This window comes from Microbaculum mangrovi (assembly GCF_051390635.1).
Taxonomy (GTDB): domain Bacteria; phylum Pseudomonadota; class Alphaproteobacteria; order Rhizobiales; family Tepidamorphaceae; genus Microbaculum.
On sequence record NZ_JBPODT010000004.1, the window covers coordinates 512,586 to 523,990 of the forward strand.

Consider the following 11,405-nt stretch of genomic DNA (forward strand, 5'->3'; position numbering starts at 1 on the left):
GATGGCCCGAAACCCCTGGTTCGGTCAATGGTGGCGGCGAATCAACGCGCCGGGCGTCGGCCCGTCACGCTGCTCGTGGTTCGATCCCCGCCAACTCCTCGCCGATACGGCGGCGCCGTTCCATAAGGTCGTGATCGGCCTGCAGACCGAGGAAAAATCCTTCCGACATCCCAAAATAGCGCGCCAGCCGCAGATCCGTGTCGGCGGTGATCGCCCGTTTTCCCAGCACGATTTCGTTGATCCGGCGCGGCGGCACGTGCACGGCCCGGGCGAGCGCGTTCTGGCTGAGCCCCATGGGCTTCAGGAATTCCTCAAGCAGAATCTCGCCCGGGTGCGGATTCGGCAAGAGGTCAGCGGTGATAGTCGACAATTTCGACATTGCGCGGTCCTCCCTCATCCCACACGAAACAGATACGCCATTGATCCGGATACCGTGCTGGCCGACACGGTTTCCCTTGAGCGCCTCGAGGCGGTTGCCGGGCGGAACGCGCATGTCGTCAAGCACGCGCGCCTGATTGAGCATTCGCAGTTTGCGCATCGCAACCGCCTGACTATCCGATGGCAGCTTGCGACTTCGCCGTCCCGACCAGATCGCTTCCGTCTCAGGGTCGGCAAGGCTCCGGATCATGGGCAACCATACGCCGTGCCAAAGTATAACGGTAGGCGTTATGGGGCGTCGGTTCCGAATGCGACGGAAATCCGCGTGCGGTCTTGCAACGCACCTGTCCTCAACGCATCGTGCGCCGAATTCCAGCAACGCGAGCCGACAATCAAGCCATGACAGCCGCCGATCGCCTCACCGAAGTCCTCTCCAACATCCGTGCGGCGGAGGCCGAGACCGGGCGTCCGGACGGGTCGGTGACGCTCGTTGCCGTCTCCAAGACCTTCGGGGCCGATGCCATCGAACCGGTGATCGCGGCCGGCCAGCGCACCTTCGGCGAGAACCGCGTGCAGGAATCCCAGGCCAAGTGGCCGGCATTGAAGGCGGCCTATCCCGATATCGAGCTGCATCTGATCGGCCCGCTGCAGACCAACAAGGTGAAGGAGGCCGTCGCGCTGTTCGACGTGATCGAGACCGTCGACCGCGACAAGCTGGCCCGCGCGCTGGCGAAGGAAATGGACGCGCAGGGCAAGAGCCTCCGGCTCTTCGTCCAGGTCAACACGGGCGCGGAGGAGCAGAAGGCCGGTGTCCTGCCGGAGGAGGCGGCCGCGTTCGTCCGGCGCTGCCGCGAGGAGCACGGGCTTGCGATCGAGGGGCTGATGGCGATCCCGCCCTTCGACGAGCCGCCGGCGCCGCATTTCGCGCTGCTCGCCAAACTCGCCGGGGAAATCGGCCTGAAAACGATCTCGATGGGCATGAGCGCCGACTACGAGATCGCGGTGGCGCACGGGGCAACTCATGTGCGGGTGGGCAGCGCGATCTTTGGGACCCGGCCTAAGCCGGTTTGAGCGCTTCTGGGGTCTGATTGCCCGCGCCCGTGCCCGTTGCGCGGCATCATGGGCCCTGGATCAAGTCCAGGGCACGCGGCTGCGATGTGGAGCACGGCCGTGCCACTTGAACAAACTGGTGCCCTGGACTTGATCCAGGGCCCATGGCGGCACCGCCCGAACAGGCCTGGACATCCGTCCTACCCATCCGTCATGCCCCGGCTCGTTTCAGGCATCGCGTGTCCACGCCCGGCAATGACGTTGCGGGCGGGTTCGGTTGCAATGCGAGCGCTGGAGCGTTGCCATCGCGGCAACCGCCACTAGCCGATGGCGATGACCGTATCCGGCCCGAGTCGCGGCAGCAGGCGAATCATGTCGGCGCGCCGGAGCGCGACGCAGCCTTCGGTGGGCTGGAAGCCGGGCTTCGCCAGATGCATGAAAATCGCGCTGCCGAAGCCCTTTCGCGGCGGCGCGTCGTTGTGGCCGATCACAATAACGAGATCATAGAGGTGATCGTCGCGCCACATGCGTTCGTGCCGGGCGGCGAACGGCAGGATCACGGGCCGGTTGTAAAACCCGCTCTGTGGGTCGTCGCACCAGCCGAGATCCGGGGTGATCGCCTCGATATCGAGCCCGGTTGGCGGAACCGGGCCCCGATCGGGGCGGAAATAGAGCTTTCTCAAGGGAAACTCGCCGCGCGGGCTGGCGCCGTCGCCCTCGCGCTTAGCCGTCGTGATGCCGCCGCGTCCGAGCGCGCAGGGGACCGCGAGACCATCGGCGGAGAGCAGGCCGGTGTGCCGATCGGGGCCGGTCTTGTGGACCCGGAGCCGTCTCAGGTATCGCCTTGCCGCCACTATCCCTCTCCCGCCCCGGAGTTGAGCCGCCTTGCGGTCCGTAACCAACGTGTTCTACACCGGTGACGGGGCCGGTGCGACATTTCGGAGAACGCATTGATGAGCACGGCGAAGCACATCCTGATCGTCGACGACGACGCGGATCTGCGCGAGGCGCTGGTCGAGCAGCTGGCGCTGCACGACGAATTCTCGACCGCCACGGCGCAGTGCGCCAAGGACGGCATGGCCATGGCCAAGGCCGACCGGGTCGACCTGATGATCCTCGATGTCGGCCTGCCCGACATGGACGGGCGCGAGGCCTGCAAGATCCTGCGCAAGCACGGCTTCAAGGCGCCGATCATCATGCTGACCGGTCAGGCATCGGATTCCGACACGATCCTGGGGCTGGAATCCGGCGCCAACGACTATGTCGCCAAGCCGTTCCGCTTCGCGGTGCTGCTGGCGCGCATCCGCGCGCAGCTGCGCCAGCACGAGCAGAGCGAGGACGCCGTGTTCTCGATCGGGCCCTATACCTTCAAGCCGGCCCTGAAGATGATGGTCGACGAGACGGGCTCCAAGGTGCGCCTGACCGAGAAGGAAACCTCGATCCTCAAGTTCCTGTACCGGGCCGGGGAAAAGGTCGTCACCCGCGACGTGCTGCTGCACGAGGTGTGGGGCTACAATTCCGGCGTCACCACCCACACGTTGGAAACGCATATCTACCGGCTGCGGCAGAAGATCGAGCGCGATCCCTCCAATGCCGAGCTGCTCGTCACCGAGGCCGGCGGCTACAAGCTGGTGCCCCGGGGATCGGTGGGGAGCGCACAGGCGTGACCCTCGATCAGGACGTCGATTTCCTGCAATCCATCCCGATTTTCGCGGATTTTTCGTCCGAACAGCTTCGCCTGATCGCGTTTTCCGCCGAACCGCTGCGTCTGCCCGAGGGAACGACGCTGTTTCGCGAGGGCGCGGAGGCCGACGGCGGCTATGTGGTCGTTTCCGGCGCGGTGGCGCTGTCGAGCGAGCGCGCGGGCGGGCGGCGCGAGGAGGCGATCGTCGGGCCGGGCGCGCTGATCGGCGAGCTGGCGCTGCTGTGCTCCACGACACGGCCGGTCACCGCCGTCACGGTCGAGCCGACCAACCTGATGGCCGTGTCGCGGCGCCTGTTGCGACGGGTGCTCGAGGAATATCCCGACATGGCGGCGCGGATGCGCACGTCGCTGTCGGAGCGGCTGGCGCAACTGAACGCCGAGCTCGGCCACACCCGGGAGCGGATCCTGGCGCTCGACGGGCCGGAGCCGGACAAGACGGATTAGCCGTGCAGCGGCGGGACGTCGCCGGTCTTGGTGCAGGTGTTTGCTAATGCTATTCCGGATTGATTTTCGGGTGCCGGCAGGCTTTGTCCCCGGCACGACGGCCAGGCGTCGGGCGACGGCCTTTACACGGCGCGAAAGATTCCCCGGAATCAGATCGCTGTCGTCGCGCCCTCAAATTCGGACTACGCCGCGCGGAGATGGCGGGCCCATGATCCGGCGGGCGCGCCCGGCCCCCTGACCCCTCAATCCCGCGCGGCGCTCCGGAACGCCGCCGAAAGTTCGGCGAGGATCGCCGCCGACCGGCCGTCGCGGACGCGCGAATGCAGAACGATCGGCAAGCGCGGCAGGTCCGGAAGGCCAAGCGCCGGCCCGACGTCGACGACACCGAACGGCAGCATCCGGCGCGCCAGCGCCGCGACGCCGAGTTTCGCCGTGACGGCGGCGGACACCGCCGCGACGCCGCCACCGATGAAGATCTCGGTCCAGTCGATCCCGGCGTCATCGAGAAGCCTCGAGGCCAGGCTGCGGACGCCGCACGGCTCCGGCATCGTCGCCACCGGGATCGGCTCGCCGTGCCGGTGGCGCCAGTCGGAGGCCGCGAACCAGCCGAATTTCTCCTCCGTAATGATCTCCCCGTCGTCGCGGTCGTCGTGAAAGCGGACGATGGCCGCGTTCAGCTCGCGGTGATCGAAGGCCTGCAGAAGCTCGCCGGTGGAGCCGATCCTGATTTCGATGAGCACGCCGGTGTCGCGGGCATTCATGCGCGCAATCAGGGTCGGCAGCTCCGGCCCCGCGACATGGTCGCTGATGCCGATCGCGAGTCGCTGCCGAGAGGTGCCGAACGCGCAGAGCACACGATCGTGCGCGGCAACGAGGTCGCGCGCCCGTTCGAGGAAGATCGCCCCCGGGGCCGAAAGCCGTACCGAGCGCGGCGTGCGCTCGAGCAGGCGTTGGCCGAGCCGGGTCTCGAGGCGCTTGATCTTGAGACTGATCGCGGATTGCGATGTCCCCATGACCTCGGCGCAGCGGGTAAAGCTGCCGGTGTCGGCGACGTGAACGAAGGCCCGTACGGCATCGACGTCCAGGGAGCGCTCCATACATTACAATCCGTAATCATTGATATATCTCGCGATAGCATATCAATATGGATCGCCACTCCATACCCTGAATGTCCTATTGGCCCGAAAGCATCAGGAAAGGATCAGGGATGCCGATTTCGCACGTTTCGATGCGCGCCGGAAAACCGGAGAGTTACCGTCAGGCGATTCTGGACAGCCTCTATGCCGCGCTGCGCGAGACCCTGGATGTCCCCGCAGGAGACCGCTTCATGACGTTAACGGAACATGATGCGGCGAACTTCCGGTATGGCGATGCCTTCGGGATCGCGCGCACCGACGACCTGGTCTATATCGCGATAACGCTGTTCGACACGCGGACCGTCGCGCACAAGGCCGCGCTGTTTCGCCGGATCGGCGAGCTGCTGGCCGAACGCCCGGGCATCAGCCCCGAGAACGTCTTCGTGACCATTTACGACACCCCGAAGGAAAACTGGTCCGTCGGGAACGGCGAGATGCAGTTCGGGCCGGGAAAGTCATCGCATGGCTGAGGTACCCTGGCTGCGGCGCCCCGGCTGAGGTGCCACGACGGGCGATCCGGCGGGCTAGACGTCGAGCCGGACGATGATCGGCACGTGATCCGACGGGCGCTCCCAGCCGCGGGCCTCGCGCAGCACCTCGACGCGGTCGCAGGCGTCTGAAAACCCGTTCGACAGCCAGACGTGATCGAGCCGGCGGCCCTTGTCGGCGGCGTCCCAGTCCTTCGCCCGGTAGCTCCACCAGGTGTAGAGCTTTTCGGGCGGGGGAATGTCGCGGCGCACCACGTCGACCCAGTCGAGGGCCCGGCGCACCTGCTCCAGCCTCTGTGTCTCCACCGGCGTGTGGCTGACCACCCTGAGAAGCTGCTTGTGCGACCAGACGTCGTCCTCCAGCGGGGCGATGTTGAGATCGCCGAGGACGATGGCGCCGTCGGTCGGCGCGACGGCTTCCGTTTCGGTTCCGAACCAATCGATCATCTCGTCCAGGAACGCAAGCTTGTGGGCGAACTTGGGGTTAATCCCGGGATCGGGCTCGTCGCCGCCGGCGGGGACATAGAAATTGTGAATCCGGACGCTGCGGCCGCCCCTGGCCTCGACGTCGACGGCGATGTGGCGGGAATCGCCCATGTCGCAGAACGGCCGCGCCACCACGTCCTTCATCGGCCGGCGCGACAGCACGGCGACGCCGTGATAGCCCTTCTGGCCGTTTATGGCGATGTGCGTGTAGCCGAGCTTCTCGAACGCCTTCGAGGGGAAACTGGCGTTCGGGCACTTGGTCTCCTGCAAGCAGATCACGTCCGGGGCCCTTTCGGCCGCCAGACGGGCGACCAGGTCCTGGCGCAGACGCACGGAATTGATGTTCCAGGTGGCGATGGTCAGCGGCACGAGTATCGATCCTGCGGGCGTGGCTGGGTTCGCTCTAACGCGTGCAAGCCGCTACGGCAACCGGCGCGCAAATACAAAGCGCCCGGCTCTCGGGGGGAGAGAACCGGGCGCCGTCCGCGTTTCAGGCGGAACGCCGGGAGGGAACGCCGGCGTCAGCGACAAGGTCATTTCGGCGAGACGGGGGCGTTACCGAAACATTTGCCTTGCCGCCACTATGTAAAGAAATGGGATCGACCCGGGGGGGCTTCAAGACTTTTGCCGAAAAACACGGATTCGTGAAGTAACCCAAAGTCAGCGTGTGTTGGTGCCGCCGACGTCGAGAATCCGATGCTCGATGATCCGGAATTTCGACGGATCGATCGGCTCGCCCGCCACCGTGTTCTCCAGCGAAACCGTGGTGTCGAGGCCTTGGACGTCGGTCACCGTCCAGCGCGTCAGCCGGTTCTCCGACGGATCGAACATCAGGGTCAGCGTGCCGGGCGCCTCGCCGGTGGTCTCCTCGATGGAGAGGGTGACGAGATCGGTCTCGGGGAAGACCGCGAGGATCTTGGCGTCGCGCATCAGGTCGACATTGTCGGACAGGATCATGCGAAGCGGCGTGGTGACGAGCGGATACTTCTCCGTGGTCTTCAGCTTCTTGTCCTGAACCGCGACCCACAGGCCGTCGGAGACGATCTGCAGCTGCGCCGGCGGGGCGTATTCGAAACGCAGCCGGCCGGGCTTCTCGATAAAAAAACGGCCCTGGGTGACGCCGCCGTCCGGCGCGGTCTGCACGAAATCGCCGGTCAGCGTGGTGATGGTGTTGAGATAGGCGCTGACCTGGTCGATGGCGGCGATCTGCTCGATCGAGAACTGCGAGGCGTCGGTCTTCGCCGCATGGGCCGCCGACGACAGGCTGAGGGCGGCGGCGAAGGTCGCGATCATCAATTTTCTGGCGAAAGCCATGACGGTTCCAGTCTTCATGTTCCGGGGATGTTTCCCACGCTATCCGGTCGTTGCGGCATCCACTGACATCGCCATGTGGCGAAACCGCGACCGGGGTTTCCGGCGGGTCGATCGGGCGCAACCGAACGGGCGGCGCCAACCCCTCCCCCGATTACCCCTCCGCGCCCTCGCCGATCAGGATCTCGCGCTGGCCCTTTGAATTGGGCCTGGAAATGATGCCTTCCTCTTCCATCCGCTCGATCAGGGTGGCGGCGCGGTTGTAGCCGATCGACAGGCGGCGCTGGACGTAGCTGGTCGAGGCCTTGCCGTCGCGCAGTACCACCTCCACCGCCTTCCTGAACAGATCGTCCGCCTCGCCCCCGGACACAAGACCCGGGATCTCGAAACCGCCGTCGTCGCTCTCCTCGGTGATCTCGTCGAGGTAGTCCGGCGCGCCCTGCTGCTTCAGGAAGGCGATGACGTCCTCGACTTCCTCGTCGGAACAGAACGGCCCGTGCACGCGGGTGATGCGGCCCCCGCCCATCATGTAGAGCATGTCGCCCTGGCCGAGCAGCTGCTCGGCGCCCTGTTCGCCGAGGATCGTGCGGCTGTCGATCTTGGAGGTGACCTGGAAGGAGATGCGGGTCGGGAAGTTGGCCTTGATGGTGCCGGTGATGACGTCGACCGAGGGGCGCTGGGTGGCGGTGATCAGGTGGATGCCGGCGGCGCGCGCCATCTGCGCGAGCCGCTGGACGGCGCCCTCGATGTCCTTGCCGGCGACCATCATCAGGTCGGCCATCTCGTCGATGATGACGACGATGAAGGGCATCGGCGAGAGGTCCATCTCCTCCTGCTCGTAGACGGGCTCGCCGGTCTCCCGGTCGAAGCCGGTCTGCACGGTGCGCACCATGGTCTCGCCCTTGCGGCTGGCCTCGGCGACGCGGGCGTTGAAGCCGTCGATGTTGCGCACGCCCATCTTCGACATCTTGCGGTAGCGGTCCTCCATCTCGCGGACCGTCCACTTGAGCGCGACGACGGCCTTGCGCGGATCGGTGACGACCGGTGACAGCAGGTGCGGGATGCCGTCATAGACCGACAGTTCCAGCATCTTCGGGTCGATCATGATCAGCTTGCAGGCGTCGGGGCCGAGCCGGTAGAGCAGCGACAGGATCATGGTGTTGACGGCGACCGACTTGCCCGAGCCGGTGGTGCCGGCGATCAGCAGATGCGGCATCCGGGCGAGGTCGGCCAGCACCGGCTCGCCGCCGATGGTCTTGCCGAGGCAAAGCGGCAGCTTGGCCTTCGACTTCTCGAACACCTCGGAGGCGAGGATTTCGCGCAGGTAGACGGTCTCACGGAAGGAATTCGGCAGCTCTATGCCGATGACGTTGCGGCCCGGCACCACGGCGACGCGCGCGGATATCGCGCTCATCGAGCGGGCGATGTCGTCGGCCAGGCCGATGACGCGCGAGGACTTGGTGCCCGGCGCCGGCTCCAGCTCGTACAGCGTCACCACCGGACCGGGGCGCACGTTGATGATCTCGCCCTTGACGCCGAAATCCTCGAGCACGGTCTCGAGCAGCCGGGCGTTCTGTTCCAGCGCCTCGGTGTCGTTGGCGGTCTTGTTGCGCACCTGCTTGGGCTCGGCGAGCAATCGCAGCGGCGGGAACTCGTAGCCCTGGCCGAAGAAGGACGGCTGCGCCTCCTTCGAGGCGCGGCGGCCCTGCTTGAGGCGCTGCTTGGCCGGCGTGACGCGCTGGGCCGGCTCGTCGTCGTCGTCTTCCTGTTCGTCCCAGCCGTCGTCGTCCCAGCCGTCGTCGGGTTCCTGCGCCGGCGGCCCCCAGGGATCGTCGCCGCCGAAATTCGGTTCGACCCGGCCGGTCACCGGAACGGCGTCCAGCGGCTCGTCCTCGACGAGACGTCGCCACAGGCTGGTCAGGGTTCCGCCGCCGGCGGCGGTCCGGCGCGGTGCCCCGGTACCCCCCGGGGATGGCTTCAGGCCGATCGTGCGGCGCAGGCGCGCCTTGAAGCTCAGCCAGCCGTGCTGGATCAGGCCGAGCGGGACGAGGCCGGCCGATCCGGCGTCATCGCCCTCGTCGTCTCCCCCGTCATCATGGTCGTCATCGTGGCGGGCGGCGCGGCGCGCCTGCCACTCGTGCTCGCGGTCGCGATCGTCCGCGTCGCGGCTGCGCAGGCGCGGCAGGGCAATGTCGGCGGCATAGGCGAGCAGGATCGTGGCGCCGACGCCGGCGGCCAGGCCGGCGGGAACCGCCGCGAGCCCGCCGAAGACCGGCGACAGCAGGAATCCGGTGACGTAAAGCTGCGCGTCGCCGACGAGCCCGCCGAGGCCGGACGGTAGCGGCCAGCCGGCCGGAGCGGGAATGGCGGCGAAGAACGCGCAGGCGAAGGCCGAGCCGAGAAGCCAGGCGACCAGGCGCCGCGCGATCGACCCGACGGGATTGTCGGCGATCAGCCGAACCGCCCAGGCGGCGACGGGAATCAGCATCGCCCCGGAGGCAAGCCCGAGCATCTGCATCATCAGGTCGGCCATCGCCGCGCCGGGAAAGCCGAGCAGGTTGACCGGCGCGCTCTCGGTGGCGTGGGACAGCGAGGGGTCCTGAACCGACCACGTGGCAAGCGCGAGCACGATCGCGCAGACAAGCGCCAGCACGGCCAGGCCGGTCGCCTGGGTCGACAGGCGTTCGGCGGCGTCGCGCAGGCGCTCGGTAAGACTGACTTCGTCGCTGAACGGCGATCCGGTCGCGCTCATGGGTCCTGGTTTCCATCCCGTCCGGGACGCCGGACGATGTTCCACCAGACGCTATTCGCCACGGGTAAAGAGGCCATTAACCCTGACGCCCCGACCGGCATCTCGTGGGGCCGGCAAAACGCCCGCGCGGGGGCTCCGCGCGGGCCGAAACGGAAGGTCGACCGCGGTCAGTGCACGACTTCGCCGTGCAGATTGACGTCGAGGCCCTCGACTTCGACGTCCTTGGAGACGCGGATGCCGATGGTGAGGTCGATCACCTTGAGGATGACGAAGGCGCCGAGTCCGGACCAGATGACCGTCGCGGCGATGCCGACGATCTGGGTCCAGACCTGCCCGGCATTGCCGTGGAGCGGGCCAGCGGCGCCGCCGATCTCCGGGGCGGCGAACACCCCGGTCAGCACCGCGCCGACGATGCCGCCCATGCCGTGAATGCCGAACACGTCGAGCGAATCATCGTAGCCGAGCCTGCCCTTCACCCAGGTCACCATCCAAAAGCAGACGAGGCCGGCGATCAGGCCGATCCAAAGCGCGCCGGAGGGGGTGACGAAGCCCGAGGCCGGGGTGATCGCGACGAGGCCGGCGACGGCGCCGGAGATGATGCCGAGCACGCTCGGCTTTCCGCGGGTGGCCCATTCGACGAACATCCAGGCGAGCGCGGCGGCGGCGGTGGCGATCTGGGTGACGGCCATCGCCATGCCGGCAAGGCCGTTGGCGGCGACCGCGGAGCCGGCGTTGAAGCCGAACCAGCCGACCCACAGCAGCGACGCGCCGATCACGGAGAGGACCAGATTGTGCGGCGCCATGTTCTCGGTGCCGAAACCGACCCGCCTGCCGATGACGAGCGCGGCGACGAGGCCGGCGATACCGGAATTGATGTGCACCACCGTGCCGCCGGCGAAATCGAGGACGCCGTCGTCGGCGAGGAAGCCGCCGCCCCACACCCAGTGGGCGATCGGGCAATAGACAACCAGCAGCCAGGCGCCGACGAACCAGAGCAGCGCCGAGAACTTCATGCGGTCGGCGAACGCCCCGCAGATCAGGGCCGGCGTGATGATCGCGAAGGTAAGCTGGAACATCGCGAACACCGTCTCGGGGACGGTGCCGGACACCGAATCGACGCCGAGGCCGGCGAGCATCAGCCGGTCGGAACCGCCGATCCAGGCGTTGAGCGCGCCGCCGTCGGTGAAGGCGATCGAATAGCCCGCCGCCATCCACAGGACGGTGACGAGGCAGGCGACCGCGAAGCTCTGCATGATCGTCGCCAGCACGTTCTTGCGGCGGACCATGCCGCCATAGAACAGGGCGAGGCCGGGAATGGTCATCATCAGGACCAGCGCGGTCGCGGTGAGCATCCAGGCGGTGTCGCCGGAATCGAGCGATGATCCGGTCGTGTCCTGGGCGGCGGCCTGACCGAGCGTGGCCAGCCAGATCGCGGCGGCGCCAAGTCCGCCGCGGTGGAATTGCTTCATGATCGCTGTCCTCCGCACATTCGCGCCGGCAGGGGTCTACGGTCGGGCCGGCTTTCCGCCGCTGGCTTTACTTCAAGGGGTGTGCCAAAGCTTTCGGCAGCGGCATCGTATTGATTCAAATCGCGAATCTACGAATCTGGCGATTCGCGAGGCTGCCGCACAACTGTGCACATGCCCGGTTTTTGG

At 67.0% G+C, this 11,405-nt stretch carries 11 protein-coding genes and 1 pseudogene; 4 read left to right on the forward strand and 8 right to left on the reverse strand.

Annotation, left to right across the window (positions count from 1 at the left end; genetic code table 11):
* Nucleotides 1-64 precede the first annotated feature (64 nt).
* Together ACSF9G_RS19170 and ACSF9G_RS19175 are read right to left on the reverse strand one after the other, a co-directional pair.
* Nucleotides 65-379, reverse strand: a complete 315-nt coding sequence (locus tag ACSF9G_RS19170; protein WP_436643733.1) for a HigA family addiction module antitoxin — start codon at nt 377-379, stop codon at nt 65-67.
* Nucleotides 351-628, reverse strand: a pseudogene (locus tag ACSF9G_RS19175) (type II toxin-antitoxin system RelE/ParE family toxin). Before ACSF9G_RS19175 ends, ACSF9G_RS19170 begins: the two are co-directional and overlap by 29 nt.
* Before the next feature lie 149 nt (nt 629-777).
* Here ACSF9G_RS19175 and ACSF9G_RS19180 point away from each other — a divergent pair.
* Complete coding sequence (locus ACSF9G_RS19180; protein WP_436643734.1) at nt 778-1,449, forward strand: YggS family pyridoxal phosphate-dependent enzyme; 672 nt, start codon at nt 778-780, stop codon at nt 1,447-1,449.
* 299 nt (nt 1,450-1,748) lie between these two features.
* On the opposite strand, the gene ACSF9G_RS19185 is transcribed toward ACSF9G_RS19180, so the two are convergent.
* Nucleotides 1,749-2,282, reverse strand: coding sequence for a L,D-transpeptidase family protein (locus ACSF9G_RS19185; protein WP_436643735.1), 534 nt, complete (start codon nt 2,280-2,282; stop codon nt 1,749-1,751).
* Between the two features lie 99 nt (nt 2,283-2,381).
* Between ACSF9G_RS19185 and ACSF9G_RS19190 the strand changes: the two genes are divergently transcribed.
* Together ACSF9G_RS19190 and ACSF9G_RS19195 are read left to right on the forward strand one after the other, a co-directional pair.
* On the forward strand, nt 2,382-3,095 hold the full coding sequence (locus ACSF9G_RS19190) for a response regulator transcription factor (protein ID WP_436643736.1): 714 nt from the start codon (nt 2,382-2,384) through the stop codon (nt 3,093-3,095).
* Entirely contained in the window at nt 3,092-3,577 is a 486-nt protein-coding gene (locus ACSF9G_RS19195; protein ID WP_436643737.1) for a cyclic nucleotide-binding domain-containing protein, read from the forward strand. Before ACSF9G_RS19190 ends, ACSF9G_RS19195 begins: the two co-directional genes overlap by 4 nt.
* A gap of 242 nt (nt 3,578-3,819) precedes the next feature.
* Here the strand turns inward: ACSF9G_RS19195 and ACSF9G_RS19200 are convergent, their stop codons facing one another.
* The gene (locus tag ACSF9G_RS19200) at nt 3,820-4,674 is read right to left on the reverse strand and encodes a LysR family transcriptional regulator (RefSeq protein WP_436643738.1); all 855 of its coding nucleotides are present in this window, start codon (nt 4,672-4,674) and stop codon (nt 3,820-3,822) included.
* A 110-nt stretch (nt 4,675-4,784) separates the two neighbouring features.
* On the opposite strand from ACSF9G_RS19200, the gene ACSF9G_RS19205 reads away from it, so the two are divergent.
* Complete coding sequence (locus tag ACSF9G_RS19205; RefSeq protein WP_436643739.1) at nt 4,785-5,183, forward strand: tautomerase family protein; 399 nt, start codon at nt 4,785-4,787, stop codon at nt 5,181-5,183.
* A gap of 54 nt (nt 5,184-5,237) precedes the next feature.
* Here ACSF9G_RS19205 and ACSF9G_RS19210 read toward each other — a convergent pair whose 3' ends face one another.
* The 4 genes from ACSF9G_RS19210 to ACSF9G_RS19225 form a co-directional block, all read right to left on the reverse strand.
* Nucleotides 5,238-6,056, reverse strand: a complete 819-nt coding sequence (locus ACSF9G_RS19210; RefSeq protein WP_436643740.1) for an exodeoxyribonuclease III — start codon at nt 6,054-6,056, stop codon at nt 5,238-5,240.
* Between the two features lie 291 nt (nt 6,057-6,347).
* A complete protein-coding gene (locus ACSF9G_RS19215; RefSeq protein ID WP_436643741.1) occupies nt 6,348-7,019 on the reverse strand; it encodes a LolA family protein in 672 nt (223 codons plus the stop codon).
* Nucleotides 7,020-7,152: 133 nt separating this feature from the next.
* Complete coding sequence (locus tag ACSF9G_RS19220) at nt 7,153-9,750, reverse strand: FtsK/SpoIIIE family DNA translocase (protein WP_436643742.1); 2,598 nt, start codon at nt 9,748-9,750, stop codon at nt 7,153-7,155.
* A gap of 167 nt (nt 9,751-9,917) precedes the next feature.
* Nucleotides 9,918-11,219, reverse strand: a complete 1,302-nt coding sequence (locus ACSF9G_RS19225; protein WP_436643743.1) for an ammonium transporter — start codon at nt 11,217-11,219, stop codon at nt 9,918-9,920.
* Nucleotides 11,220-11,405 lie beyond the last annotated feature (186 nt).